Annotated in this window: 30 protein-coding genes and 3 tRNA genes; 12 read left to right on the forward strand and 21 right to left on the reverse strand. The window is 75.1% G+C overall.

Features of this window, described 5'->3' with window-relative positions; all coding sequences use genetic code 11:
• Position 1 precedes the first annotated feature (1 nt).
• The gene (locus ACYVKY_RS19305) at positions 2 to 757 is read right to left on the reverse strand and encodes a class I SAM-dependent methyltransferase (RefSeq protein WP_460436609.1); all 756 of its coding nucleotides are present in this window, start codon (positions 755 to 757) and stop codon (positions 2 to 4) included.
• A gap of 53 nt (positions 758 to 810) precedes the next feature.
• On the reverse strand, positions 811 to 1,968 hold the full coding sequence (locus ACYVKY_RS19310; RefSeq protein WP_460436610.1) for a PrsW family intramembrane metalloprotease: 1,158 nt from the start codon (positions 1,966 to 1,968) through the stop codon (positions 811 to 813).
• 135 nt (positions 1,969 to 2,103) lie between these two features.
• Here ACYVKY_RS19310 and ACYVKY_RS19315 point away from each other — a divergent pair, with 135 nt between their 5' ends.
• The 3 genes from ACYVKY_RS19315 to ACYVKY_RS19325 all read left to right on the forward strand — a co-directional run bounded on the left by ACYVKY_RS19315 (position 2,104) and on the right by ACYVKY_RS19325 (position 3,211).
• Positions 2,104 to 2,361, forward strand: a complete 258-nt coding sequence (locus ACYVKY_RS19315) for a hypothetical protein (RefSeq protein WP_460436611.1) — start codon at positions 2,104 to 2,106, stop codon at positions 2,359 to 2,361.
• A gap of 107 nt (positions 2,362 to 2,468) precedes the next feature.
• The gene (gene orn / locus ACYVKY_RS19320; protein WP_460436638.1) at positions 2,469 to 3,053 is read left to right on the forward strand and encodes an oligoribonuclease; all 585 of its coding nucleotides are present in this window, start codon (positions 2,469 to 2,471) and stop codon (positions 3,051 to 3,053) included.
• Between the two features lie 82 nt (positions 3,054 to 3,135).
• Positions 3,136 to 3,211: transfer RNA gene (locus ACYVKY_RS19325), tRNA-His, on the forward strand.
• A gap of 66 nt (positions 3,212 to 3,277) precedes the next feature.
• Here the strand turns inward: ACYVKY_RS19325 and ACYVKY_RS19330 are convergent.
• Positions 3,278 to 3,940, reverse strand: coding sequence for a hypothetical protein (locus tag ACYVKY_RS19330; RefSeq protein ID WP_460436612.1), 663 nt, complete (start codon positions 3,938 to 3,940; stop codon positions 3,278 to 3,280).
• Between the two features lie 131 nt (positions 3,941 to 4,071).
• Here ACYVKY_RS19330 and ACYVKY_RS19335 point away from each other — a divergent pair, with 131 nt between their 5' ends.
• The 3 genes from ACYVKY_RS19335 (at position 4,072) to ACYVKY_RS19345 (ending at position 4,853) form a co-directional block, all read left to right on the forward strand.
• Entirely contained in the window at positions 4,072 to 4,347 is a 276-nt protein-coding gene (locus ACYVKY_RS19335; protein ID WP_460436613.1) for a hypothetical protein, read from the forward strand.
• Between the two features lie 73 nt (positions 4,348 to 4,420).
• Positions 4,421 to 4,496: transfer RNA gene (locus tag ACYVKY_RS19340), tRNA-Lys, on the forward strand.
• 159 nt (positions 4,497 to 4,655) lie between these two features.
• Positions 4,656 to 4,853 carry a hypothetical protein gene (locus tag ACYVKY_RS19345; RefSeq protein WP_460436614.1) on the forward strand — a complete coding sequence of 66 codons (198 nt, stop codon included), beginning with the start codon at positions 4,656 to 4,658 and terminating at the stop codon, positions 4,851 to 4,853.
• Between the two features lie 97 nt (positions 4,854 to 4,950).
• Here ACYVKY_RS19345 and ACYVKY_RS19350 read toward each other — a convergent pair whose 3' ends face one another.
• The 6 genes from ACYVKY_RS19350 to ACYVKY_RS19375 are packed head-to-tail and all read right to left on the reverse strand — an operon-like array spanning position 4,951 to position 9,637.
• On the reverse strand, positions 4,951 to 6,306 hold the full coding sequence (locus tag ACYVKY_RS19350; RefSeq protein ID WP_460436639.1) for a cytochrome P450: 1,356 nt from the start codon (positions 6,304 to 6,306) through the stop codon (positions 4,951 to 4,953).
• Positions 6,303 to 6,599 carry a GroES family chaperonin gene (locus ACYVKY_RS19355; protein WP_460436640.1) on the reverse strand — a complete coding sequence of 99 codons (297 nt, stop codon included), beginning with the start codon at positions 6,597 to 6,599 and terminating at the stop codon, positions 6,303 to 6,305. The genes ACYVKY_RS19350 and ACYVKY_RS19355 overlap by 4 nt, the downstream gene beginning before the upstream one ends.
• A gap of 51 nt (positions 6,600 to 6,650) precedes the next feature.
• On the reverse strand, positions 6,651 to 6,959 hold the full coding sequence (locus ACYVKY_RS19360; RefSeq protein WP_460436615.1) for a DUF3618 domain-containing protein: 309 nt from the start codon (positions 6,957 to 6,959) through the stop codon (positions 6,651 to 6,653).
• An 11-nt stretch (positions 6,960 to 6,970) separates the two neighbouring features.
• Positions 6,971 to 7,792 (reverse strand): energy-coupling factor ABC transporter ATP-binding protein, encoded by an 822-nt coding sequence (locus ACYVKY_RS19365; RefSeq protein WP_460436616.1) that lies wholly within the window; start codon positions 7,790 to 7,792, stop codon positions 6,971 to 6,973.
• Positions 7,789 to 8,568, reverse strand: a complete 780-nt coding sequence (gene cbiQ / locus ACYVKY_RS19370; protein ID WP_460436617.1) for an energy-coupling factor transporter transmembrane component T family protein — start codon at positions 8,566 to 8,568, stop codon at positions 7,789 to 7,791. The genes ACYVKY_RS19365 and cbiQ overlap by 4 nt, the downstream gene beginning before the upstream one ends.
• A 19-nt stretch (positions 8,569 to 8,587) precedes the next feature.
• Complete coding sequence (locus ACYVKY_RS19375; RefSeq protein WP_460436618.1) at positions 8,588 to 9,637, reverse strand: energy-coupling factor ABC transporter permease; 1,050 nt, start codon at positions 9,635 to 9,637, stop codon at positions 8,588 to 8,590.
• Between the two features lie 63 nt (positions 9,638 to 9,700).
• Here ACYVKY_RS19375 and bcp point away from each other — a divergent pair, with 63 nt between their 5' ends.
• Together bcp and ACYVKY_RS19385 are read left to right on the forward strand one after the other, a co-directional pair.
• Positions 9,701 to 10,189 carry a thioredoxin-dependent thiol peroxidase gene (gene bcp, locus ACYVKY_RS19380; RefSeq protein WP_460436619.1) on the forward strand — a complete coding sequence of 163 codons (489 nt, stop codon included), beginning with the start codon at positions 9,701 to 9,703 and terminating at the stop codon, positions 10,187 to 10,189.
• Positions 10,190 to 10,319: 130 nt separating this feature from the next.
• Positions 10,320 to 10,404: transfer RNA gene (locus ACYVKY_RS19385), tRNA-Leu, on the forward strand.
• Positions 10,405 to 10,548: 144 nt separating this feature from the next.
• Here the strand turns inward: ACYVKY_RS19385 and ACYVKY_RS19390 are convergent.
• The 8 genes from ACYVKY_RS19390 to clpS form a co-directional block, all read right to left on the reverse strand.
• A complete protein-coding gene (locus ACYVKY_RS19390; protein WP_460436620.1) occupies positions 10,549 to 11,214 on the reverse strand; it encodes a fasciclin domain-containing protein in 666 nt (221 codons plus the stop codon).
• 213 nt (positions 11,215 to 11,427) lie between these two features.
• Positions 11,428 to 12,981, reverse strand: a complete 1,554-nt coding sequence (locus tag ACYVKY_RS19395; RefSeq protein WP_460436621.1) for a molybdopterin-binding protein — start codon at positions 12,979 to 12,981, stop codon at positions 11,428 to 11,430.
• 46 nt (positions 12,982 to 13,027) lie between these two features.
• Positions 13,028 to 13,675: a non-canonical purine NTP pyrophosphatase gene (locus ACYVKY_RS19400; protein ID WP_460436622.1), complete on the reverse strand. Its 648-nt coding sequence runs from the start codon at positions 13,673 to 13,675 to the stop codon at positions 13,028 to 13,030.
• On the reverse strand, positions 13,672 to 14,412 hold the full coding sequence (gene rph / locus ACYVKY_RS19405; protein ID WP_460436623.1) for a ribonuclease PH: 741 nt from the start codon (positions 14,410 to 14,412) through the stop codon (positions 13,672 to 13,674). Before rph ends, ACYVKY_RS19400 begins: the two co-directional genes overlap by 4 nt.
• A gap of 132 nt (positions 14,413 to 14,544) precedes the next feature.
• Positions 14,545 to 15,333: an MBL fold metallo-hydrolase gene (locus tag ACYVKY_RS19410; protein ID WP_460436624.1), complete on the reverse strand. Its 789-nt coding sequence runs from the start codon at positions 15,331 to 15,333 to the stop codon at positions 14,545 to 14,547.
• Complete coding sequence (gene murI / locus ACYVKY_RS19415) at positions 15,330 to 16,142, reverse strand: glutamate racemase (RefSeq protein ID WP_460436625.1); 813 nt, start codon at positions 16,140 to 16,142, stop codon at positions 15,330 to 15,332. Before murI ends, ACYVKY_RS19410 begins: the two co-directional genes overlap by 4 nt.
• Positions 16,143 to 16,200: 58 nt before the next feature.
• Positions 16,201 to 16,848 (reverse strand): DUF2017 domain-containing protein, encoded by a 648-nt coding sequence (locus ACYVKY_RS19420; protein ID WP_460436626.1) that lies wholly within the window; start codon positions 16,846 to 16,848, stop codon positions 16,201 to 16,203.
• 25 nt (positions 16,849 to 16,873) lie between these two features.
• Positions 16,874 to 17,173 (reverse strand): ATP-dependent Clp protease adaptor ClpS, encoded by a 300-nt coding sequence (clpS, locus tag ACYVKY_RS19425; protein ID WP_460436627.1) that lies wholly within the window; start codon positions 17,171 to 17,173, stop codon positions 16,874 to 16,876.
• 71 nt (positions 17,174 to 17,244) lie between these two features.
• On the opposite strand from clpS, the gene ACYVKY_RS19430 reads away from it, so the two are divergent.
• Genes ACYVKY_RS19430 through ACYVKY_RS19440 form a run of 3 tightly spaced genes read left to right on the forward strand, consistent with a single transcriptional unit; the run spans position 17,245 to position 19,600 of the window.
• Positions 17,245 to 18,555 (forward strand): nicotinate phosphoribosyltransferase, encoded by a 1,311-nt coding sequence (locus tag ACYVKY_RS19430; RefSeq protein WP_460436628.1) that lies wholly within the window; start codon positions 17,245 to 17,247, stop codon positions 18,553 to 18,555.
• The gene (locus tag ACYVKY_RS19435) at positions 18,552 to 19,133 is read left to right on the forward strand and encodes a cysteine hydrolase family protein (RefSeq protein WP_460436629.1); all 582 of its coding nucleotides are present in this window, start codon (positions 18,552 to 18,554) and stop codon (positions 19,131 to 19,133) included. The genes ACYVKY_RS19430 and ACYVKY_RS19435 overlap by 4 nt, the downstream gene beginning before the upstream one ends.
• A gap of 59 nt (positions 19,134 to 19,192) precedes the next feature.
• Positions 19,193 to 19,600 carry a hypothetical protein gene (locus tag ACYVKY_RS19440; protein ID WP_460436630.1) on the forward strand — a complete coding sequence of 136 codons (408 nt, stop codon included), beginning with the start codon at positions 19,193 to 19,195 and terminating at the stop codon, positions 19,598 to 19,600.
• A gap of 3 nt (positions 19,601 to 19,603) precedes the next feature.
• Here the strand turns inward: ACYVKY_RS19440 and ACYVKY_RS19445 are convergent, their stop codons facing one another.
• Positions 19,604 to 21,901, reverse strand: a complete 2,298-nt coding sequence (locus ACYVKY_RS19445) for a HelD family protein (protein ID WP_460436631.1) — start codon at positions 21,899 to 21,901, stop codon at positions 19,604 to 19,606.
• A gap of 155 nt (positions 21,902 to 22,056) precedes the next feature.
• Here ACYVKY_RS19445 and ACYVKY_RS19450 point away from each other — a divergent pair, with 155 nt between their 5' ends.
• Positions 22,057 to 22,224 (forward strand): hypothetical protein, encoded by a 168-nt coding sequence (locus ACYVKY_RS19450; RefSeq protein ID WP_460436632.1) that lies wholly within the window; start codon positions 22,057 to 22,059, stop codon positions 22,222 to 22,224.
• Between the two features lie 14 nt (positions 22,225 to 22,238).
• On the opposite strand, the gene ACYVKY_RS19455 is transcribed toward ACYVKY_RS19450, so the two are convergent.
• The 3 genes from ACYVKY_RS19455 to ACYVKY_RS19465 all read right to left on the reverse strand — a co-directional run.
• Positions 22,239 to 23,096, reverse strand: coding sequence for an RDD family protein (locus ACYVKY_RS19455; protein WP_460436633.1), 858 nt, complete (start codon positions 23,094 to 23,096; stop codon positions 22,239 to 22,241).
• Between the two features lie 50 nt (positions 23,097 to 23,146).
• Positions 23,147 to 24,565: a diaminopimelate decarboxylase family protein gene (lysA, locus tag ACYVKY_RS19460; RefSeq protein WP_460436634.1), complete on the reverse strand. Its 1,419-nt coding sequence runs from the start codon at positions 24,563 to 24,565 to the stop codon at positions 23,147 to 23,149.
• Between the two features lies 1 nt (position 24,566).
• Positions 24,567 to 24,823, reverse strand: a 257-nt coding sequence (locus ACYVKY_RS19465; protein WP_460436635.1) for a DALR anticodon-binding domain-containing protein, incomplete at its 5' end; no start/stop codon positions are given.

A 24,823-nucleotide genomic window follows, 5' to 3' on the forward strand; every position in this document is an offset into this window, starting at 1 on the left:
GCTACGGGACGTCGGCGACGGCCGCCCACGCGACCGCAGCCACGGTCACCGGACCGTCCCCGAGCTCGGCCCGGCACGCCTCCCGCACGCGGTCCCGCTCTGCGACTGCCAGACCAGCGCAGTGGGCACCGGCCGGCCCGACACCGAGGGTGAACGGCTCCCACCAGCCGGCGAAGTCTGCCGTCACCACCTCGCTCGTCAGCTCGGCGGTGCGCACGTCGGTCAGGCCCGTGCCGGTCAGCAGGTCGGTCAGGTGCTCCACGCGCCCGCCGGTGAAGGCGCTCTCGTCGGGGACGTCACCGAGCACCCTGGCGCCGCGCCAGTACGGGCTGATCGGCGCCCGACCACCGGCGTAGTCCCAGCTGCACAGCACCACCCGCCCGCCCGGACGCGTCACGCGGGCCATCTCGGCCACGCCCCGGGCGGGGTCGGCCATGAACGCGACGACCAGCTGCGCCAGGGCGACGTCGAACGCGTCGTCCCGGAACGGCAGGTCCTCGGCACCGGACCGGTGCACGTCCACACCGGGGTACCGCCCCGCGAGGGCCGCGGTGAACGGCTCGGAGGGGTCGACGGCGGCGACGCGGTCGGCACCGAGCCGGCGCACGAGCTCACCCGTCAGCGCCCCGGGTCCGGCACCGACGTCGAGCGCGCGGTCGCCGCCGCGGACGGCGGCGACGTCGCACAGCGGTGAGGACAGCTGCACCGAGAACCGACCCATGAAGCGGTCGTAGGCCTGCGCGGCGACGTCGAACACCTCGCGACGCTACGACTCGGCGGGTTCCTGCCGGTAGGGACGCCGGGGCAGCATCAGCGCGCGACGGCCGGCAGGAACCCCGAGCGCAGCTGCCACATGGTCTGCAGCATGTCCATCTCGGACTGCTGCGCGTCCGGCGGTGCGGCGCCGTGCTCCATCCGCTCGCGCAGGAACGCGAGCTCGCTGGCGACGGCCTGGAAGTCGCGCATCGCGCCCCGTCCGGACGTCCCGGCGGTGCGTCGGGCCCAGTCGCGCGCCTGCCGGCGGGCGCCCGACGTCGACAGCATCGTGTGCTCGGCCGGGGTGAGCCACCCGGTGGCCACGTAGGTGCGCAGGTGCTGGGCGATCAGGCGCGCCTCGCGCCGGCGGGCGAGCACCGCGAAGGTCACGAACACCGCGAAGATCGGCACCTGCACCAGGACGTAGCCGACGAAGAAGTTGGTGAGCGACAGGTAGTTCCACAGCGCGTGCAGGCCGATGCCGACGACCAGGCCGAGCAGCGGCCAGCCGACCCGCGCGAGCGGGTTGCGGGCCCGCACCGCGAGACCCACGCCGACGCCGAACGCCGCCGTGAACATCGGGTGGGCGAACGGGCCCATCACGCCGCGGCCGATGAAGGTGGCGATGGCACCGGGCACGCCGCCGTCGAGGAAGGCTCCGCCCAGGTAGAGGATGTTCTCGACGAACGCGAAGCCCAGCCCGGCCATGCCGGCGTAGACGATGCCGTCGATGACGCCGTCGAACTCGCGGCGACGGATCAGCAGCACCCCCACCACCGCCAGCCCCTTCGCGATCTCCTCGACCACCGGCGCGACCACGACCGCGCTCTCGGCGTCGGTGGCGCCCGTGACGGCGGCGGCCCCCAGGCTGAAGAACAGCGAGATCACGACCGCGGCCGTCCCGCCCCAGACCGCGCTGAACAGCAGCAGCGACCACGGCTCGGCCTCGAGCCGGTCGAGCCACAGCAGCGAGGCGGCCACCGGGTACACCGGCAGCAGCGCGAGCAGCAGCCCGACCGCGGCGCCCACCGGACCGGTGCTCAGCCCGATCACCACGAGGGTGATGAGGGCGCACAGACCCAGCACGAAGGCCACGGTCACCCACAGCGCGGCCCCCTCGGCCCCCGGACGACGCGGCTGCACCGCGTGCGACGGCGCCGGCGGCTGGTGGCCGGGGTAGTGCGCGGGGTGGGCGGCGCCGGGGAACGACATGGGCGGCAGCGTAGTGCGGTGCGCCTGCGTGTCCGTCGCGCCGTCCACGCCCGGCCCGCCTAGGCTCCGACCACGCGCGGCACGGGGTCCGGCTCGGCGGTTCCCACGGGATGCGTTGGGCGACAAGGGGTCGACGTGGGACGACACGCGGGGACGGGTCCGCCGTCCGGCCCGACGACGTCGTCCGTCGAGCTCCTCGGGTGGGCGGTGTTCTGCGCGCTGCTGGTCGTGGGCGTGCTGCTGTGGGCAGGTGTGGAGTGGGGCGTGGTCGTCGGCGTCGGCGTCGTCGTGCTGCTCGCGCTGGGGTCGGTCGCGGCCGCGGCGCGGTTCGGACCCGGCTCGCGCAGCCGGCGCCCGCCGCCCGGCCCCCCGGACCCGCCGCGCGTACCCTGACGCCCGTGCCCGACGCCACCACACCGCCCGAGGACGCCTCGACCGCGATCGGGACGGCGCCCACCGCCGCCCCGTCCGCGCGCACCGGCGACCCGTCCGCCGACCGCATCGTCTGGATCGACTGCGAGATGACCGGGCTCGACCTGGTGCACGACGCGCTCGTCGAGGTGGCCGCGCTCGTGACCGACTCCCAGCTCGAGATCCTCGGCGAGGGTGTCGACCTCGTCATCCGGCCGCCGGACGCCGCCCTGGCCCAGATGAACGAGGTGGTGCGCACGATGCACACCACGTCCGGCCTGCTGGACGAGCTCGCCGAGGGCACCACGCTGGCCGACGCCGAGGAGCAGGTGCTCGCCTACGTGCGCGAGTGGGCGCCGACCCCGAACAAGGCGCCGCTGGCGGGCAACAGCGTCGGTACCGACCGCGGCTTCCTCGCGCGCGACCTGCCCGGGCTCGACGCGCACCTGCACTACCGGATCATCGACGTCTCGAGCATCAAGGAGCTCGCGCGGCGCTGGTTCCCCCGCGCCTACTTCCACTCGCCCAAGAAGGCCGGCGGCCACCGCGCCCTCGCCGACATCCGGGAGAGCATCGCCGAGCTGCGGTACTACCGCGAGGCCGTCTTCGTCCCCGAGCCCGGGCCCGACACCCCGACGGTCAAGCAGATCAGCGCGCGCCACACGCTGTCCTGACCGCCGGCCCGGATCGCGTTCCCGACCACTGCACCGGGGCGGCTACACTTTCCCGGTGCCGTGGCGCTCGCGCCCGGCCGTGGTGGGTGTAGCTCAGCTGGTAGAGCGCCGCGTTGTGGTCGCGGATGTCGCGGGTTCAAGTCCCGTCACTCACCCCACGCCGAGGCCCCCGGCCGCGCACGCGGACGGGGGCCTCGTCCGCCCCCGGCCGCGACGGGCGGTGGTCACTCCTCGCCGCCGAACAGGCCTCCGTCCAGGAGCCAGTGGTAGCGCAGGCGCAGGGCGCGCTCGGTCGACGCGAGCACCGAAACCACCACGAGCACGGTGTTGACCGGGGCCGACAGGTCGACCGGCGAGGTGAAGGTGCCGACGCGCTCGGCGACCGGCGGGATCTCGCTCACCTGCTCGACCAGCTGCGGCACGCCCAGGAGCCCGGCGACCACGAGCACGAGCAGCGACACCAGACCCACCGTCCGGCTCGCGGCGGGGTGGTCGAGGTCGAAGCGCGCGCGCCGGCCCTCCGCCGACCGCGGGTCGGGCACCAGCTGCTGCTGGGTCCCGTCCGGGCGGACCAGGTGGCAGCGCCTGAGGCCAAAAATGCTCGCCTCGACCTCGATCGTGCCACCGGGCACCGGGAACGCGGCCGGCACCCGGGAGGCGGCCTCGTTCACCCCGTCGCGGTACAGCCGCGCCACGACCTCGCCGTCCGAGTCGCCCCAGAGCCGGACGTCGACCGACCAGGTGCGCAGCGGCCCGCCCTCGTCGGGCAGGCGCACGTGCAGCAGGGCGCGCGAGAGCGGCTGCCACCACCGGTAGGGCTGCAGCGGGTGGCCGTCGCCGGGCCGGAGCCGTCGGGCAGCACGTCGTCGGTCTCGGTCGGAGCGCACCCGCCGACCCCATCACGAGCGTCCGGACGGGCGCGAGGCGGTTCGTGCGCTTGCGCCCCGGTCGCACCCCGCCGGTGCATACTGTGCGGACGACGCCCGAGGGGGACAGGACTCGGGGGCCAGGAGGAGACATGGACGAGAACGCGCAGTCCGGCGAGCCGGACGCGACCGACGACGGCGACAAGCGGGTCATGGGCCTGCTGTCCGAGCACGTGCCGCTCAGCCTCCTGGTCGACCTGGCCGACCCGAAGGGTCCGGACTCCGACGAGATCCTCAAGCAGGAGGGCCTGCCGGACGACGCGTGGTGGGTCCAGGAGGGCGTCGACCTCACCGCCGCCGACGAGAGGCCGGCCGACGACCAGCCCGCCGACGACCAGCCTGCCGAGGACGACACCGACCGGGCCTGACCCGATCCGATTTCTCGGGGCCCGGTGGCCGCTGCTACCGTTCTTCCTCGATGCCCCGGCTCGCCGGGAGCACGCGCCATTAGCTCAATTGGCAGAGCAGCTGACTCTTAATCAGCGGGTTCGGGGTTCGAGTCCCTGATGGCGCACCACTTACGACAGACCCCCGTCCGACCCCCGTCGGCGGGGGTCTCGTCGTATCTGCCGCCACCCTCCGCGTCTCATCATCCGGACGGCATCGTCACACGATCTCAATGTTCCCGTTGACCGTGCCGAAGGGGTAAGAGGAAGCCGAACCTGGAGGCGAGACCATGACCAGCAAGGACGTCGCGAGCGACTGCGCGGCGGCGATGCACGGCGTGTGCGCAGGGACGGTGCCCTCGTGGGACGCCCCCGTCGCCACCCACGCGTGCCAGTGCCCGTGCCACGCGCTGGCGCAGGTCGAGCGGGCGCTGCCGGTGCCGCGCCAGCTCGGCGAGAGCGCCCGCTGGGCCGTCCGCACCGCCTGACCGCACCGCTGCACCACCCCGCGCACCGCGCGGTGACCTCGCACACGCCACGGCGTGTGCGACGTGACCACCAGGTGCGCGACGTGGGCCGCGCGCGCTACCGCCGGCGCAGCCGCAGCGGCATCCCGCCCCGCGGCCGCACCGTGACCAGCGCGTCCGGCTCGGGCATCGGCTCGCCGGGTCGCACCGGCGCCACGTCGACGTCGCGCAGCCAGCGGGCGAGCAGCAGCACCGACTCGACCAGGGCCAGGTCGCGCCCGATGCACATCCGCGCCCCCGTCCCGAACGGCAGGTAGGCCGGGTCGCGCGCCGGGCCGTCGAAGCGGCCGGGGTCGAACCGGTCCGGGTCGGCGAACGCCTCCGGCCGACGGTGCACGAGCCACGGGCTCACGATCACGATCGCCCCGGACGGGACCGCGACGCCGTCGACGACCGCGTCCCGGGCCGCCCGGCGGCTGAGCGCCCACGCGGGCGGGTAGAGCCGCAGCGCCTCGTCGACCACGGCGCGGGTGCGCACCAGCGACCGCAGGTCGTCCCACCCGGGGTCGCGCTCCCCCAGCACCGCGTCGAGCTCGGCGTGCACCTCGGCCAGCGCCGCCGGGTGGCGGGCCAGCAGCCCGAGCGTCCAGGTGAGCGACGCGGCGACCGTCTCGTGACCCGCGATCACCGTGGTGACGAGCTCGTCGCGCACGCCCTCGGGGTCGATCGCACCGGCGTCCGCGGCCGCGAGCAGCAGGCCCAGCAGGTCGTCCGCCGACTCCCCGGGACGCGCCCGCCGCTCGGCGACCAGCGACGCCGACGAGGCGTCGAGCGCCGCGACCGCACGCCGCAGCCGCGTCCGGCCGGGCGTCGGCAGCCAGGTCGGCAGCGGCGTGCGCACCCGGGCGACGACCTCCTCGAGCGCGCCGAGCACCGCGTGGACGAGGCGCTCGCCGTCGTCGGTGACGTCGGCCCCGAACAGGGTGCGCCCGACCACCTCGAGGGTCGCCTGCAGCAGCGCGGCGTCGACGTCGACGACCCGGTCCCCCGTCGCGGGAGCCAGGGACGCCAGCCGTGCACCCGCGGCGACGGACTCGTCGGCGACGACCGGCAGCCGTCCGTGCGCGAACGCAGGCTGCACGAGCCGGCGGCGGGTGCGCCAGGCGTCCCCGCTGCTGGTGAGCAGACCCGACCCGGTCACCGCGCTGAGCGCGCCGTACTGCGGGGTGTGCTTGGACCAGGCGGCGGCGTCGGCGACGAGCACGTCGCGCGCCCCCTGCGGGGTCGTCGTGAGCAGCACCGGTGTGCGCGGCGTCGGGAACGCCAGCGTCGGGCCCCACCGCGCCACCATCGAGGTGAGGACGGCCAGCGGGTCGCGACGCAGCCCGGGCACGGCCCGCACCATGTCGAGCGGCAGCGGTCCGTCGACCTGCAGGGGCGTGTAGCGAGCGTTGGCCCTGGCCGGTGCGCTCAGAGGTACAGGCCGGTCTGCTCGTCCTCGACCCGGGCGGCGGCGACGGCATGCAGGTCGCGCTCGCGCAGCAGGACGTAGGCCTGGCCGCCGAGCTCGACCTCGCCGCGGTCCTCGGGGTCGAACAGGACGCGGTCGCCGAGCTGCACCTGGCGCACGTGCTGGCCGGCCGCGACGACCGCCCCCCACGCGAGCCGCTTGCCGACGGCCGCGGTCGCGGGGATGACGATGCCGGCGCTGGAGCGCCGCTCGCCCGCCTCGTCCGCGGTCGACACCAGGATGCGGTCGTGCAGCATCCGGATGGGCAGGCGCTCGGTGCGGGACGTCACCCGGCGACGGTACCGCCGTCAGGGACGGCGCCGCCTGCGGCCCCGCAGCAGCACCAGACCGACCACGACGAGCACGGCCGAGCCGGCGGCGGCGAGCCGCTCCACCCGCGGGCTGCCGTCGTCGGCGACCACGGCCGCGCGGGCCTTCTCGCGGGCGGTCTCACTGGTCGTGCGCACCAGCGTCTTCGGGTGCACGCGGGTGGCGAGCTCGTCGACGTCGGCGGCGAGCTTGGCCTGCTTGCGCTCGATCTGCTCGGCGATGACGTCGGCCTCGCTCGAGGGCACGACGTGCGGGGTGTCGTCGCCGGACTGCTGGCTCGCGCTCATGGTCGATGACGCTATCGCGGGCGCGACGGCGGCACGACCGGAGCGACCTCGGGCCCGGGCACCGACAGCGGGTCGAACCCGTACGGCAGCTCGAGCCGGTGCGCCGCCATCAGGTCGGTGTCGGCGAGCAGCTCCCGGGTCGGCCCGTCGGCGACCACGCGACCGGCGTCGAGCAGCACGGCGCGAGGACAGGTCTGCAGCGCGTACGGGAGGTCGTGGGTGACCACGACCTGCGTCGTCGCCAGCGCGAGCAGCACGTCGGCGAGCTCGCGGCGGCTCGCCGGGTCGAGGTTGCTGGTGGGCTCGTCGAGCACCAGCACGTCGGGGTGCGTGGCGAGCACCGTCGCGACGGCGACGCGGCGGCGCTGCCCGAACGACAGGTGGTGCGGCGGCCGGTCGGCCACGTCCGGCAGGCCGACCGTCGCCAGCGCCGCCGCGACCCGCGCCGCGACCTCCTCCGGGGCGAGACCGAGGTTCGCCGGGCCGAACCCGACGTCGTCGCGGACGGTCGGCATGAACAGCTGGTCGTCGGGGTCCTGGAACACCATCCCGACCCGGCGGCGCACCTGCGCGAGGGCGTCGTCGCGCCGGCCGCCGCGGGGGCGCACGGGCACGCCGCCCACGTGCACGGTGCCCGTGCCGTACCCGCCGACCCCGTCGCCGAGCAGGCCGTTGAGGTGGAGCACGAGCGTCGTCTTCCCGGCACCGTTCGGACCGAGCAGCGCGACCCGCTCACCCGCCGCGACGCGCAGGTCGACGCCGAACAGGACCTGCCGGCCGTCCGGGTAGGCGAAGGTGAGCCGCTCGACCTCGATACCCGCGCCGGCGCTCACGACAGCACCACCGCCACCGCCCCGACCGCCCCGGCGGCCAGCGGCACGCCGAGCGCCAGCGCCCAGTCGGCACCGGATGCCCCGCCGCCCGCGAGCGCGGGCAGCCGGCCGGTGTAGCCGCGCGACAGCATCGCGCGGTGCACGCGCTCGCCGCGCTCGTAGCTGCGGACGAACAGGGTGCCGACGCCCGCCGCCTCGATCCGCAGGTGGCCGAGCCGGCCGCCGGTGTAGCCGCGGGCGAGGCGAGCCACCCGCATCCGGTGCAGGTCGTCGGTGACCACGCCGGCGTAGCGCACCATGAAGGAGGCGATCGCGAGCAGGGTGGCGGGCAGGCGCAGCCGCTCCAGGCCGCTGAGCAGGTCGCGGGCCCGGGTGGTCGAGGCCAGCACGATGCCGACGAGCACCCCCGTCGTGGCCTTGAGCAGCAGCACGCCGCCGCCCACCAGCCCCGCGACGGCCAGCGGGACGCCCAGCACGTCGACGCGGGGGCCGGTGGCGACCAGCGGCAGCAGCAGGGCGAAGACCACGAACGGGACCTCGACCACCATCCGGCGCAGGACGGTGCGGCCGGGCAGCCCGGCGCTGCGGGCCAGGGCGAGGACCAGCAGCGGGTAGGCGACCAGCGCGGGCCAGGCGCGAGCGGGTGTGGCGACGACGACGCAGACGAGCAGCACGGCGGCGACGACCTTGGTCTGGGCGGGCAGCCGGTGCAGGACCGAGTCGCCGGGCACGTGCAACCCGTCGACGGCGTGGCCCCCGGCGTGGCCGCCGCTCACCGGGTCGACCGCAGCTGCATCAGGCCCGCGACCCGACGACCTCGCGGTCGGAGGGCACGTCCGGACGACGTCGCGCCAGCAGCGTGAGCAGGCCGATCGCGACGACGGCCGTCACCAGGACGCCGACGACGCCCGCGACCGTGGTGCCCCACGCGGCGTCGACGCCCGCGACCCCGTAGTCGGCCAGCGGGGAGCCGGCGGTGCCGGAGTCGTGGGCCGACCCGAGGAACCCCAGGCTCTCGCCGACGAACTCCAGCCCGTCCGGGTGGGCGGACGCCAGCAGGCTGAGTCCGCCGGCCACGACCAGGGAGGCAGCGGCCAGACCGGCGACGACCTTGCCCGCAGGCCGGCGCACCGGCACCGGTGCGTCGGTGGGGGCGGGGACGGCGACGCCGTCGGCGTCGACCAGCACCAGGTCGGGGCGCAGGTGCCGCGCGAGGTGGACGAGGTCCGGCCGGGTCGCGAGCACCGCGCCGACGACGGCGGTGGTGATGAGCGCCTCGCCGACGCCGATCAGGGTGTGCCAGCCGAGCATCGTGGCGGCCAGGGTGCCGAGCGGGATCGGCACCGCGCCGCCGACGGCGTACAGGCCGACGAACACCAGCGCGGCGGCGGGCACGGAGACCAGCGCGCCCACGAACACGGCGGGCAGCACGCTGCCCGGCCGGCGCGGCAGCACCGCGAGCAGGGCGCGGGCGACGAGGAACCCGACGAGCACCGTCACCACGCCGATCAGGGTGATGTTGGTGCCGGCTGCGGTCAGCCCGCCGTCGGCGAAGAACAGCGCCTGGACGACGAGCACGACGCTCAGGCACAGCACCGCCGTCCACGGCCCGACCAGCGCGGCGGCCAGCATGCCGCCCATCAGGTGCCCGGACGTGCCGGCGCCGACGGGGAAGTTCACCATCTGCACGGCGAAGACGAACACGGCGGTGAGGCCGGCGAGCGGCGCACCGGCCTCGGCGACCTCGTCGCGGCTGCGACGAAGGGCCAGGCCGACCGCACCGGCGGCCACCACGCCCGTGCCGATCGAGGTGGGCAGGTCGAGGAAGCCGTCGGGTACGTGCACGGCCTCATCCTGCACCACAGGTGCAACCCTGTCGCAACAAGGACCGGGACTAGCCTCTGCGGCATGAGCGACTCGACCAGCACCCCCGCCCGGCTGTCCGTCGGCGACGCCGCCCCCGACTTCACCCTGCCGACGTCCGGCGGCGGCAGCTTCACCCTGTCCGAGCACCGCGGCGAGCACGTGATCGTGTACTTCTACCCGGCGGCGATGACCCCGGGCTGCACGACGCAGGCGTGCGACTTCCGCGACAACCTGGCGTCGCTGCAGGCCGCCGGCTACACGGTCGTGGGCGTCTCCCCCGACAGCACGGACAAGCTCGACCGCTTCGTCGAGAAGGAGGCACTCACCTTCCCGCTGGCGGGTGACACCGACAAGGCCGTCATGACCGCCTGGGGCGCGTACGGCGAGAAGAAGAACTACGGCAAGGTCGTCCAGGGCACCATCCGCTCGACCGTCGTGGTCGGCCCGGACGGCACCGTCGAGCACGCGGCGTACAACGTCAAGGCGACGGGCCACGTCGCCAAGCTGCGCCGCGACCTCGGCCTGGACTGAACGCGCTTCGTCGCGCCGCGGTGGTCGCCTACCCTCGGAGGCGCACCTGCGGGAGTGGCGGAACTGGTAGACGCCCTGGACTGAGGATCCAGGGTCGTCAGCTCGTTTCGGACTCTCGCGAGGCGCACGAGCGGGAGTGGCGGAACTGGTAGACGCCCTGGACTTAGGATCCAGTGTCCTCGGACGTGCGGGTTCGAGTCCCGCCTCCCGCACCACCTGACCTGAGACGCACCACGAGGCGCCGACCGGTGAACCGGTCGGCGCCTCGTGGCGTCGGGGCGGTGGACCCGTGGGGATCCCCCTCGTCCGCCCCTGGGCCCGGCCTGCGCGGGGAGCGTGCCGCGTCAGGCCGGAGCAGATCAGCTGGTCGGGGTCAGCACGCCGTCGATGAGGTAGACGGTCGCGTTGGCGGTCTGGACGCCACCGCAGATCACGTTGGCGCCGTTCACGGTCAGCATGTCGGGCTCGCCGGCGACCTCGACGGTGCCGCCCTGGACGGTGGTCTGGGTGCCGATGACCTCCTCGGGCGACAGCTGGCCCGGGACCACGTGGTAGGTCAGGATCGACGTCAGCAGCGGGGCGTCGGTCTTCAGGGTCTCCAGGGTGGCCGGGTCGACCTTGGCGAAGGCCTCGTCGACCGGCGCGAACACGGTGAACTCGTCACCGTTCAGGGTGTCGACCAGGTTGACCCCCGGGTTGTAGGCACCCGAGACGGTGGCCACGAGCGTCTTCAGCAGCGGGTTGTTGCTCGCCGCGGTGGCGACCGGGTCCTGCGCCATGCCGTCGATCGAGCCGCCACCGTCCGGCACGGCGGCCGCGTAGTCGGCGCAACCGGGGCCGACCGGGCCCTCGGCCATGGCGTCCTCGGTCTCGGTCATCGAGCTGTCCGACGACGTCATCGAGTCGCTCGAGGTCATGTCCTCGGAGGGGGTGGTGCCGGCGGTGTCCTCACCGCCGCCGCCACAGGCGGCCAGACCCAGGGAGAGTGCACCAAGGGTGGCGACGAGTGCGATGCGGTTCTTCACGGTGGTTCCTTCCGTCGAGTGTTGCTGTCACGAGGTCTTCGCTCTCGACCACCTCCTTGGATGGGGTTCTGCCGCAATCTGTTTCGATCGTGACCTCGTCGTGACACAAGATGCGCAGCGCTTCCGGTCGTGGTACGTACCCGTGCGGGCATGCAGAACGGCTCCCGCCAGGAGGCGGGAGCCGTTGCGTGCGAACTGTTCTCATCAACCAGGTCAGGTGACGGTCACGTTGACCGAGTGCCAGCCCTCGGAGCCGTTGGGGAACGGGCGGACTCGCTCCTCACTCTGCGCCTCGCCTGCCGTGTCGGCAGCGCGCACGGTGAGGGTGTGGCCGCCGGGCGTGGCGTCCCACTCGAACGACCACTGCCGCCAGGTGTCGAGGTTCGCCTCGTCGGCGAGGGTGGCCTCCTGCCACTCCCCTCCGTCGACGCGCACCTCGACCTTGGCCACACCACGCGTCTGGGCCCACGCCGTGCCGCCCGCGACGGCGCGGCCGGCCGGGATCTTGGCGAACGAGCGCGGCACGTCGATGCGCGACGCGGTCTTGATCGGACCCATCGGGTCCCACTCGCGGTCGGTCCAGTAGGCGGTCTTCTCGGAGAAGCGGGTGACCTCGAGGTCGACGACCCACTTGGTGGCCGAGACGTACCCGTACAGGCCGGGGACGACCATCCGGACGGGGAAGCCGTGCTCCAGCGGGAGGGGCTCGTCGTTCATCCCCACCGCGAGCAGGCTGTCGCGGTCCTCCTCCATGAGCACCTCCAGCGGGGTGCCGGCGGTGAACCCGTCCTGGCTGGTCGACAGCACCATGTCGGCGCCGTCCTGCGGCTTCGCCTCGGCGAGCAGCTCGCGGATCGGCAGGCCGAGCCACTTGGCGTTGCCCACGAGCTCGCCGCCCACCTCGTTGGAGACGCAGGTCAGGGTGAGCCAGGTCTCGACGAGCTCGCGCTCGAGCAGCTCGGCGTAGGTGATCTCGACCTCCTGCTCGACCTCGCCGTGGATGCGCAGCACCCAGGTGTCGGGGTCGATGCGCGGCACGGAGAGCGCGGTGTCGATCCGGTAGAAGTCCTGGTTCGGCGTCACGAACGGGGTCATGCCCTCGAGGTCGACCTGGACGCCGGCGGGCGGCGCCGGGGCGTCCGCAACCGGGTCGGGCAGGTCGAGGTCCTGCCGGGCCGCCTCCACGTTCCGGGCGCTGGCGCCGAGCAGGCGGGCGCCGAGCCCGGCGACCACGGCCAGCCCGGCGGCGACGCCGGTGGCGACGAGGAAGCCCCGGCGTCCGGTGCCCTCACCCTCCGGGGCGGCCGAGGAGCGCAGCCGCGCCAGCAGCTGGTCGAGCGCCACCACCCCGGCCACGGTGCCGACCAGGCTGGGCAGCGGGGCGAGGACTCCGGCGTCGGCCCGCGTCACGGCGGCCGCGACGGCCACCAGGCCGAGCAGCACCACCAGCACGCGCCCGACCCAGGGGCGCCGCAGGGCCAGCACCCCCGCCACCGCGGCGAGCGCGGCGATCACGACGACCATGCCGATCAGCAGCACGAGCTTGTCGTTCGTGCCGAAGTTCTCGATCGCGAAGTCCTTGAGCGGACGCGGCGTGAGGTCGATGAAGGCCGACCCGACGGCCAGCACGGGCGCCGACGTCGGCGACACGACGGCCGCCACCACCTCGGCGACACCGAGCGTGACGCCGCCCGCCACGAGCCCGGCCAGCGCGGCGAGCAGGCTGTGCCGGCGGGTCAGGTGGCGGGGCGTGCCGTCGGAGCTCATGCCGGTGGTTCGTGGCGGGGGGCCTGGCGGATGGGTGCCCGGCCGGTCACGGACGCAGGACGGCGAGCAGGTGCGGGAGCGCCGTCCGCACCGCCCGGCCCCGGTGGCTGATGGCGTTCTTCTCGGCCGGTCCGTACTCGGCGAGCGTGCGGTCGCCGTCCGCGACGCGCAGCACGGGGTCGTAGCCGAACCCGCCCGACCCCCGCGGTGCGCGGGTCAGCGACCCCCGCACCTCGCCGTGCTCGACGACCTCGCTGCCGTCGGGGCGGACGAGGGCGATGGCGCACACGAAGCCGGCGCCGCGGTGCTCGTCCGGCACGTCGGACACCTGCGCGAGGAGCAGGTCGACGTTCGCGCGGTCGATCTCGGCGCGGGTGCCGGCCGTGCCGGACCAGCGGGCGGAGAACACCCCGGGCGAGCCCCCGAGCACGTCGACGGCGAGACCGGAGTCGTCGGCGACGGCGGGCAGGCCGCTGTGGGCGGCCGCCGACCTCGCCTTGAGCAGCGCGTTCGCGGCGAACGTCACGCCGGACTCGACCACGTCGGGGGCCTCGTCCGGGAGGCCGACCACGGCCGTCCCCAGGTCGACGTCCTCGCCGGCGAGCGCGTCGGCGAGGATCTCGCGCAGCTCGACGACCTTGTGCTCGTTGCGGGTCGCGAGCACCAGGCGCGCGCCGGCCGGGTACCCGCTCATCCGCGTCGGCCCGGCTCGCCCGCGAGCGCCTCGCGCTGCAGCCGGGTCAGCTCGGCGCACCCGGCCAGGCCGAGGTCGAGCAGGGCGTCGAGCTCGGCACGGTCGAAGGGCGCTCCCTCGGCCGTGCCCTGCACCTCGACGAAGGCCCCGCTGCCGGTGGCGACGATGTTCATGTCGGTCTCGGCCTTGACGTCCTCGAGGTAGCACAGGTCGAGCACCGGTGTGCCGGAGGCGATCCCGACGCTCACGGCGGCGACGCTGTCGGTCAGCGGGTCGCCTTTGACCAGGCCCTTGCCGCGCGCCCACGAGATCGCGTCCGCCATCGCGACGTAGGCACCGGTGATCGCGGCGGTGCGGGTGCCGCCGTCGGCCTGCAGCACGTCGCAGTCGAGGACGAGCGTGTTCTCGCCGAGCTTGGTGGTGTCGATGACCGCGCGCAGCGAGCGGCCCACGAGGCGGGAGATCTCGTGCGTGCGCCCGCCCACGCGGCCCTTCACCGACTCGCGGTCGGACCGGGTGTTGGTCGAGCGCGGCAGCATCGCGTACTCGGCCGTGACCCAGCCACGCCCCTTCCCCTTGAGCCAGCGCGGCACGCCCTCGGTGAGCGACGCGGCGCACAGCACGCGGGTGGCGCCGAACTCCACCAGGACGCTGCCCTCGGCGTGGTCGAGCCAGCCACGGGTGAGGCGGACGTCGCGGAGCTGGTCGGGGGTGCGGCCGTCGGGGCGGTTCGTCATGGCCGCCACGCTACCGAGCGCGGCGCTGCGGGACCGCCGCGCCCGGGACGCCGGAGGTGCCTGCCTCGGTCTCGGGCGCGCACGGCGCCCGGACGCCCCGACGAGCGTCCGGGCGGGATGCGGAGGGTCCGGTCAGAGCGTGAGGAGCATCCCGGGCGCGGCGAGGTCGATCGGGCCGTCGTACGCGCGGCGGGCGTCGGCGACCGCGACGTCGGGGTCGTTCCAGGGCGGCAGGTGGGTGAGCACGAGCCGCGCGGCGCCGGCGTCACGGGCCGACTCCCCCGCCCGCAGCCCGGTCAGGTGGATGCCGCGGGTGGCGTCGCGGGCCTCCTCGAAGGCCGACTCGGCGAGCAGCAGGTCGGCGCCGTCCGCCGCGGTCTGCAGGCCGGGGCAGGCGTCGGTGTCGCCGGAGTAGGCCAGCACGACGCGGCGGGACGGGTCGTCCTCGGCGGGTCCCTCGACGCGCAGCGCGTACGCCTCGACGGGGTGCTCGACGGGGTGCGGCGTCAGCGTCAGCGGGCCGACGCGCACCGGGACGCCGGCGGTCCACTCGCGCACGTCGAGCTCGGCGCTCATGCCGGGGTCGGGCGCGAGGTCGTAGGCCCGGGCCAGCCGTGCGGCCGTGCCGGTGGGCCCGTGCACCGGCAGCCGCACCGCAGGAGGGCCGGACGGGTGGTAGCGCAGCGAGACGTACAGCCCGCACAGGTCGAGGCAGTGGTCGGCGTGCAGGTGCGACAGGGCCACGGCGTCGACCGTGCGCGGGTCGGTGTACCCCTGCAGCGGACCGAGGGCCCCGCTGCCGAGGTCGAGCACGACCCGCCAGGTGCGCCCCTGCGGGTCGTCGGCCTCGACCAGGTAGCACGAGGCCGGCGACGACGGCCCGGGCAGCGAGCCCGAGCAGCCCACCACGCGCAGCCTCACGGCGTGCCCACCGCCGCCCGCCACGGCTCGGCGGCCACCACCTCGGGACCGAGGAAGCGCCGGGCCAGCGCGGTGAACGCCTCGGGCTCGCCCGTGGTGATGAAGTGGTGGCGCGGCGGCGGGGTGTCGTCCGGACGGATGGCCTGCGCGCCGGCGAGCGCGCGGTAGACCTCCTGCGCGGTCTCCTCGGCGCTGCTCACCAGGGTGACCGCGGGCCCCATGACGTAGGCGATGGCGCCCGACAGCAGCGGGTAGTGCGTGCAGCCCAGCACGAGGGTGTCGACGCCGGCGTCGGCCACCGGGTCGAGGTACTCGTGCGCGACCTCCAGCAGCTCGGGGCCGGACGTCACGCCGGCCTCGACCAGCTCGACGAACCGCGGGCACGCCTGGCTCACCACGCGCACCTGCGGGGCCGCCGCGAAGGCGTCCGGGTACGCGCGGGAGGTGGCGGTGGCCTGGGTCGAGATCACGCCGACCACGCCGTTGCGGGTGACCGCCGCCGCGCGCCGGACCGCCGGGCGGATCACTTCGACGACCGGCACGGCGTACCGCTCCCGCGCGTCGTGCAGCACCGCGGCGCTGGCCGAGTTGCAGGCGATGACGAGCATCTTCACGCCCCGCTCGACGAGCGCGTCGAGGCTCTCCAGCGCGAACTCGCGCACCTGCGCGATAGGGCGCGGCCCGTACGGCGTGCGCGCGGTGTCGCCGAGGTAGAGCACCTGCTCGTGCGGCAGCTGGTCGATCACGGCGCGCGCGACCGTCAGGCCACCGAAGCCCGAGTCGAAGATGCCGATGGGCGCGTCCGTCACGCGCACGAGCCTAGGACGCACCACCCACGCCACGGGCACGGCCGCGGAGCGGCCTCGGTCACACCGGGCCGTCGGCGTCCGGGGCGGCGCGACGACCGTCGCCCTCGCGCGGCAGGGCGTCGAGCAGCACGCCGGACAGCGACTCCTGCACCCAGGTGGTGAACTCGTAGACCATCGCCAGCCAGGCGGACGGGTCGTCCGGGTCCTCGTCGTCCGGGTCGCGCTCGTGCAGCGCCTCGGCGTCGGCCTCGGTGCGCACCCCGAGGCGGTCGGCCAGCACCAGCCGGACGTCGGTCAGCGAGGTCACGAGGGCGCGGGCCTGCACGTCGTCCATCGTCTGCGGGCCCTCGCCGTCCTCCACCCACCCGACGAGCAGGGACACCGACGCGTGCAGCGCCGTGCGCTTGCGCTCGCGCAGCGCCCGCTCGGTGAGGCGGCGGAACTCGGCGGACGCGGTGGGGTCGTCGCGGTGGGCGTCGGGCAGGAGGCGCGCCAGCGCGGTGTCGTCGGGCGCCTCGACGGCCCGGTCGTCGCCGACGCCGTGCAGGCCGAGGCCGGCCGCCCACTCGGGCGTGCTCGACGCGTCGTCCTCGGGCTCGAGCAGCAGGCCGACGTCGCCGAACAGCCGCGCCAGCAGGGCGATCTCGTGGTCGTCGAGGTGCGCGACCACCCGGCCGTCCCTGCGCCGCTTGAAGCGCTTCGCCATCAGAGCCGCACCTTCCGGGGGGTGGTCACGTGTCGTGCGAGCAGGTCGCCCACAGCCCGTACCCGTGCATCGCCTCGGTGTCGCGCTCCATCTCCTCGAGGGTGCCGGTCGACACGACCGCGCGGCCCTCGGTGTGCACGTCCATCATCAGCTTCTCGGCGGTGCCGCGCGGGTAGCCGAAGTAGTCCTGCAGCACGTAGGTGACGTACGACATCAGGTTCACCGGGTCGTTCCACACGATCGTGACCCAGGGCTTCTCGGTCTCGACGTCGGCGTCGGCCTGGGCCTCCTCGGCCTCGGCCGGGGCCACGCTCGCGAGCAGCACGGGGCCACCGTACCGGCCCGCCGGGAGCCCTCCGGTTGCCGCTTTCACGTCAATGTGACTACTGTGCGGTCATGACGACGTCGCTCCTCACCGACCGGTACGAGCTGACCATGCTCCAGGCCGCGCTGCGCAGCGGCGCAGCCGACCGGCGCAGCGTGTTCGAGGTCTTCGCGCGCCGCCTCCCCGAGGGCCGCCGCTACGGCGTCGTCGCCGGCACGGGCCGCCTGCTCGAGCTGCTGCAGGACTTCCGCTTCGACGACGCCGACCTCGCCTGGCTGGAGCGCGCCGACGTCGTCGACGGCGCGACGCTCGCCTGGCTCGCCGACTACGAGTTCACCGGATCGGCCTGGGGCTACGCCGAGGGCGAGTGCTTCTTCCCCGGCTCCCCCGTGCTCGTGGTCGAGGGCACCTTCGCCGAGGCGGTCGTGCTCGAGACGCTGGCCCTGTCGGTGCTCAACCACGACTGCGCCGTCGCCGCGGCGGCCTCCCGGATGACGGCCGCCGCGGGCGAGCGACCGTGCCTGGAGATGGGGTCGCGGCGCACGCAGGAGGACGCCGCCGTCGCCGCCGCCCGTGCCGCCGTCGTGGCCGGGTTCGCCGGCACCTCGAACCTCGAGGCCGGGCGCCGCTGGGGGCTGGCGACGATCGGCACCGCCGCGCACTCGTTCACGCTGCTGCACGACGACGAGCGGGCGGCGTTCGAGGCGCAGGTGGCCTCGCTGGGCCCGGGCACGACGCTGCTCGTCGACACCTACGACGTCCGCACCGGCGTGGCGACCGCCCTCGAGGTGGCCGGCACCGACCTCGGCGGGGTGCGACTCGACTCCGGAGACCTCGTCGCGCAGGCGCACGAGGTGCGGGCGCAGCTCGACGCCGCCGGCGCCACGTCGACCCGGATCACGGTCACGTCCGACCTCGACGAGCACGCCATCGCCGCCCTGGCCGCGGCACCCGTCGACTCCTACGGCGTCGGCACCTCGCTCGTGACGGGCAGCGGCGCGCCCACGGCCGGCCTGGTCTACAAGCTCGTCGCGCGCGAGGACGACGACGGCGCCATGGTGTCGGTGGCCAAGGCGTCCAAGGACAAGGTGAGCGTCGGCGGCCGCAAGTGGGCCCTGCGCCGGCGGGACCCCGACGGCACCGCCACCGAGGAGGTCGTCGGCATCGGCCGCCCGCCGGCCGACGACGGCGATGACCGGGCGCTGCTCGTCCCGCTCGTCCGCGACGGCGAGGTGGTCGCCGACCACCTCGGCCCGGCAGGCGTGGCCGCCGCGGCCGAACGGCACCGCACCAGCCGCGACGAGCTCCCCCGCAAGGCGCTGCAGCTGCAGCGCGGTGAACCCGCCATCCCCACCCGCTACCTGCAGGAGGACCCCTCGTGACCACCCGAGCGCTCGTCGTCGTCGACGTGCAGAACGACTTCTGCGAGGGCGGCTCGCTCGCTGTCGCGGGCGGTGCCGACGTGGCCGCCGCGATCACCGAGCACGCCCGCACCCGCGCGGACGACTACGCCGTCGTCGTCGGCACCCTCGACCACCACGTCGACCCCGGCGGCCACTTCAGCGAGTCGCCCGACTTCGTCGACTCCTGGCCGCGGCACTGCGAGGTCGGCACCCGCGGCGCCGAGCCGCACCCCGCCCTCGACGCGACGCTGGTGCGCGAGTGGTTCCGCAAGGGCGCCTACGCCGCGGCCTACTCCGGGTTCGAGGGCGAGGACGTCGGCGGCACCCGCCTCGGGCCGTGGCTGCGCGAGCACGGCGTCGACGAGGTCGACGTCGTGGGCATCGCGACCGACCACTGCGTGCGGGCGACCGCGCTCGACGCCGCCGCCGAGGGCCTGCGCACCCGGGTGCTGCTCGACCTCACCGCCGGGGTCGCGGCCCCCACCACGGCGGCAGCGCTCGACGAGCTGCGCTCCGCCGGAGTCGATCTCGTCGGCGAACCCGTCGTGCGCGCCTGAATCGTCACGATCGCGTCACGGCGGTCAAGACCGTCCCGGCCGGTGCCGACCTGTCCGGGATGGAGTACTTCTGGCCCGTGGTGTGGCTCGCAAGTGTCGTGTGGGTGGGCGCTGACGCCGCCCGACTCGGTATCCGGCGTGGCCAGCTCGGCGGCGGCATGCTCGACATGGGAGTCGTCAGCTGGGTGCTGGCGGTGCTGCTGATCTGGATCATCGGGTTCCCGTGCTACCTGGTGGCGCGCTCGCAGCACGTGCAGCTGCGGCAGCAGCAGCGGTGGGCGGCGCAGCCCCAGCCCGGCTACCACCAGCCCGGGTACCCCCACCCCGGGTACCCCCACCCCGGCTCCACGCACCAGCAGCTCCCCGGCACGTTCCCGGCGCAGGCGCCCGACCCGCGGTTCGGCACACCGCCGGTGCAGCCGGGCGCGCAGACCGTGCTGCCCAGCGTCCCCGACGGCGGGCGCTGAGCCTCAGGCGCCGCCGAGCGACCCCATGCCGGCGGGCAGTGTCCCGCTGTGCACGACGTGCAGCTGCTGGGTCGGACGGGTCAGCGCGACGTAGAGGTCGTTCACCCCGCGCGGGCCGTCGGCCACGAGGTCGGCGGGCTCGACCAGCACGACCCCGTCGAACTCCAGGCCCTTGGCCTCGTCGACCGCGAGCACCGCGACCTCGCGGTCGAGCGCGAGCGCACCCGTGCCGACCCGCTCGGGACCGAGGTCGGCGACGACCGCCTCGAGCACCGCGGGGACCGCGGCGCCGGTGCCGATGACGGCGACGCGTCCGCCGGCGAGGTCGGCCAGCTGCGCCCGGACGGCCTTGGCCGCGGCCGAGGGCACCGCCGCGGCCTCGACCTGCGTCGCGCCCGGGGCCCAGCGTCCCTCGCGCACCGCCCGCGGGGCGACCGCGGACGAGCCGGCCGCGGCGAGCACGGCTGCCGCGACGTCCATGATCTGCTGCGGGGTGCGGTAGGAGACCGTGAGCTCCTCGACCCGCCACCGGCCGGAGGCCACCGGGTCGAGCACCTGCGCCCAGGTGTCGGCTCCTGCGGCGGAACGGGTCTGGGCGAGATCGCCGACGACGGTCATCGACCGCATCGGGTTGCGCCGGGCCAGCACCCGCCACGCCATCGGCGACAGCTCCTGCGCCTCGTCGACGACGACGTGCTGGAACGCCCACGTGCGGTCGCCGGCCGCGCGCTCGGCCGTGGTGAGCGAGGCGGCGTCGTCACCGAACCGGGCCGCGAGGTCCTCGGCGCTCACGTAGTCGCCCGCGCCCGTGAGCTGCAGGACCCCGCGGGCGTACTCGACCTCCTCGCGCCGCGCGGCCGCGGCCCGCCTGCTCTCGGCCCGGGCGGCGGAGTCGTCCTCGCCCAGCAGCTCGGCGGCCTCGTCGAGCAGCGGCACGTCCTCGACTGTCCAGGCCGCGTCGCGCTCGCGCAGCAGCGCGTCGACCTCGTGCCGCCGCAGCCACGGCGCCGCGTGCTCGAGCCGGTCGCGGTCGGACAGCAGCCGGGCGACCACGGTCTGCGGCGTCAGCGGCATCCAGGCCAGGTTCACCGCCCGGCGGACGTCGACCGACGCCCGCAGGTCGGCCAGCAGGTCGACGCGGTCCTCCGGGTCGATCACCTGGCCCGAGCGGCGGGCGATCTCGCGCGCCAGCCGGTCGGCCAGCTGCGCCAGCACGTCCTTGACGAAGGTCTGCCGGGCGAGGTTGTGCGGCCGTCCGGTGCGGCGCGCCTTGTCGCGAGCCGAGGCGACCATCCGCCGGGTCAGCGTGACGCGGATGCCCTCGACGTCGAGCACCTCGTCGCCCGCGGGGATGCGCTGACGGGCCCGCACCGCGCGCCCGACCGCCTCGGCCATCCGCAGGTCGCCCTTGAGCCGGGCGACGTCGGGGTCGTCGTGCCGCGTGGCGCGCACACCGGGCAGGAGCTCGCCGGCGGTGACCATCACCACGCCGGTCTCGCCGAGCGAGGGCAGCACCTGCTCGATGTAGCGCAGGAACACCGGGCTCGGCCCCACCACGAGCACGCCGCCACCTGCCAGCCGGTCGCGATGGCTGTAGAGCAGGTAGGCCGCCCGGTGCAGGGCCACGGCCGTCTTGCCGGTGCCGGGTCCGCCCTGCACGACGAGCACCCCGGACAGGTCGGAGCGGATGATGCGGTCCTGCTCGGCCTGGATGGTGGCGACGATGTCGCCCATCCGACCGGTGCGCTGGGCGTTCACCGCCGCCATCAGCGCACCCTCGCCGGCGAGCTCGAGGTCGCCCTGCAGCCCCTCGAGGTCGAGCACCTCGTCCTCGAGCGCCGAGACGGTGCGGCCGCGGGTGACCAGGTGGCGACGGCGCACGACGCCCTTCGGGTCGCCGGCCGTGGCCTGGTAGAACGGCAGCGCCGCCTCGGCGCGCCAGTCGACCAGCAGGCGGGTCTGGTCGTCGTCGGTGAGGCCGAGCCGCCCGACGTACCGCGGCCCCTCGCCGACCAGGTCGAGGCGGCCGAAGGCGAGCCGGTCCTCGACCGCCCACAGCTGGGCCAGCCGGTTCTCGTAGAGCGTCGCGTACGCGTCGCGCTCGGACCGCGCCTGGTGGGTGCCCTCGGACCGCGAGCGTCGCACCGCGGCGAGGTCGGCCGCGGCGCGCGCGCGGAGGGCGTCGAGCCGCCCGTACAGCGCGTCGACCACACCCTGCTCGGCCCGCACCTCGCGCTCGAGCGCGCCGTCCTGCTCGCCGACCACCCCTGCTGCCTCCCCGTGACCCAGGCGACCGTCCACCCTGGCGACCGTCCAACCTACCTGCCGTCGCCGACAGCGGTATCTGCGCCCCGTGCAACCGCTCAGGCGGACGGGACGTCGTACCGATGAACCAGGTGGACCACCCAGGTCCGTCCTGCAGCACCGCCACCCGGCGGACGAGGAGGTGGGCACCGATGCCCAGCACGACGCAGGTCGTCCCGGCCCAGCGCACCGCTCCGGCCGCCGCGACCGACCCCTGCCCCCGGCTCGGCGGGCTCAGCTGCCAGCGCCGCGACGACCACGTGCGCGGCCACGTCTACCACGGCGCGTGGGCGCCGGACCGGCACGACCGCCAGGACTGACCCGGCAGCGGGCCTCAGCGCGGGTAGCCCGCCGGCGTCTGCGGGTTGGGGCCGTCGGCCACCCAGCCGCGCTGCGCGGGGAACGCGCGGGCGAGCTGGACGCCCGGGTGCTCGGCGGGCGCGCGCGGGATGGACGTGTCGACCACCACGGTGCCCACCGCCTTGTCGTGCAGCGTCTGGCGGTGCTTGTCCCACAGCAGCCAGAGCACGTCGACGAAGAACGTGACGCCGAGGAAGCCGTTCACGATCGCGGGCAGCCCGTACCGTCCCCAGACCTGGCCCCAGGTGAGCTGGCCGTCGGTGTGGAAGGTGCGGACCCGCAGGCCCAGCATCTGCTTGCCCGGCGTCGCGCCGACCTGGCGGACGCGGATCACGTAGTACCAGACCGAGAGCAGGAACGAGGCGCCGAACAGCAGCGCGTACGCACCGAGCAGGGCGAGGACGAACCCGGCCGGCGGCTCGTCGCCGCTGGTGGAGGTGCTGTCGAACATCCCGGACGCCGCGCCGCCGCCGAGCACCAGCGCGAAGAACAGCGCGACGAGCAGCATGCTCGCGACGAAGATGATCAGGCCGTCGATCACGTACGCCCCGAGCCGCTTGCCCGGGGAGGCCAGCGCCATGCCGTCGGGCGTGTGGGTCAGCGCGACCGGCGGTTCCGCGGGGACCCCGGGCGCGTACCCGACGGGCCCACCGCCGGCGTAGGGCTGGGGCGCGGTCGACGGCGCGTACCCGACGGGCGCGGCGGTCTTGGTGAGGTCGGCCCCAGCGGAACGGGTCTGGGCGGTCCAGCCGTTGCCGTCCCAGTACCGCTGGGCGCCGGGGGCGGCGCCCTCGGCGGGGTCGTCGTACCAACCGGCAGCGGGTGTGCTCATGCGGACACCCTCTCACTCGCGCGGTGGCTCCCGTGCCGCCCTGTGCACGGTCACCCCACGTCGAGCGCCAGCAGGTCCTCCTCGGTCTCGCGACGCACCAGCACCCGGGCGACGCCATCGCGCACGGCCAGCACCGGCGGCCGGGCGACGTGGTTGTAGTTGCTCGCCATGCTGCGGCAGTACGCCCCGGTGCCGGGCACGGCCAGGAGGTCGCCCGGCCCGACGTCACCGGGCAGGAACTCGTCCTTGACGACGACGTCCCCGCTCTCGCAGTGCTTGCCGACCACGCGGGCGAGCACCGGCGGCTCGTCCGACGAGCGCCCGGCGAGGGTGCAGGAGTAGTCGGCGTCGTAGAGCGCGGTGCGGATGTTGTCGCTCATGCCGCCGTCGACCGCGACGTACCGGCGGACGCCGCCGCCGTCGAGCCCGACGTCCTTGACCGTGCCGACGCGGTACAGCGTGAAGGTGCTCGGCGCGGCGATCGCCCGGCCCGGCTCGACCGAGACCCGCGGCACCGCGACACCGAGGTCGGCGCACTCCTTGCTCACGATCTCGGCGATGCCGTCGGCGAGCTCCTGCGGCGTCAGCGGCGAGTGCTGGGTCGTGTACGCGACGCCGAAACCGCCGCCGAGGTCGAGCTCCGGCAGCTCGACGTCGTGCGTGCGCTGCAGCCCGGCGTGCAGCCGCAGCAGCCGGCGGGTCGCGACCTCGAACCCGCTGGTGTCGAAGATCTGCGAGCCGATGTGCGAGTGCAGTCCCAGCAGCCGCAGCGAGGGCCGGGCGAGCACGCGGGCTGCGGCCTCCTCGGCCACTCCCCCGGCGAGCGAGAGGCCGAACTTCTGGTCCTCGTGGGCCGTGGCGATGTAGGAGTGCGTGTGCGCCTCGACCCCGACCGTGACCCGCAGCAGGACGGGTGCCACGACGCCGCGCGCCTGCGCGAGGTCGGCGAGGCGGTCGACCTCCGACAGCGAGTCGACGACGATACGACCGATGCGGGCGTCGACGGCCCGCTCGAGCTCGGCGTCGGACTTGTTGTTGCCGTGCAGGCCGATCAGCGCCGGGTCGAGGCCGGCGCGCAGCGCGACGGCCAGCTCGGTGCCGGTGCAGGTGTCGAGCCGCAGCCCCTCCTGCGCCACCCACCGCGCCACCTCCGTGCACAGGAACGCCTTGCCGGCGTAGTAGACGTCGGCCCCGCCGCACAGGTCGGCGAACGCCGTCCCGAACGCGGTGGCGAACGCCCGTGCGCGCGAACGGAAGTCGGTCTCGTCGACGACATAGGCGGGCGTGCCGTGCTCGGCCGCGATCTCCCGCACGTCGAGGCCGGCGACGGCGAGGGCGCCGTCCGGACGGCGCTCGACCCCGGACGCCCACAGCGGCCCCACCAGGGCGTTCACGTCGTCGGGACGCGCCAGCCAGGGCGGTGCCCCGTAGCCCTCCGCGTGCAGCGCTCCTGCCTCGTGCGCCCTCATGTCACACCCTCTCCGGGGCCGTGGCCCCCAGCAGCCCGAGCCCCTCGGCCAGCACCGCGCGCACCGAGCGCGCGAGGCCGAGGCGCGTGGCGTCCTCGTCGCCCCCCGTGACGGCGGCGGGGTCGGCGGGGTCGCCGCCGGGCCACGGGTGCAGGTCGAGCCAGCGGTGGACGAGGGCGCCGACGTCGTCGAGGTGCCGCACCAGGCGGTGCGGCTCGCCGGTCGCGGCGGCGACGTCGACGACGCGGACGTGGTCGG

It is taken from the genome of Angustibacter speluncae, assembly GCF_054777815.1.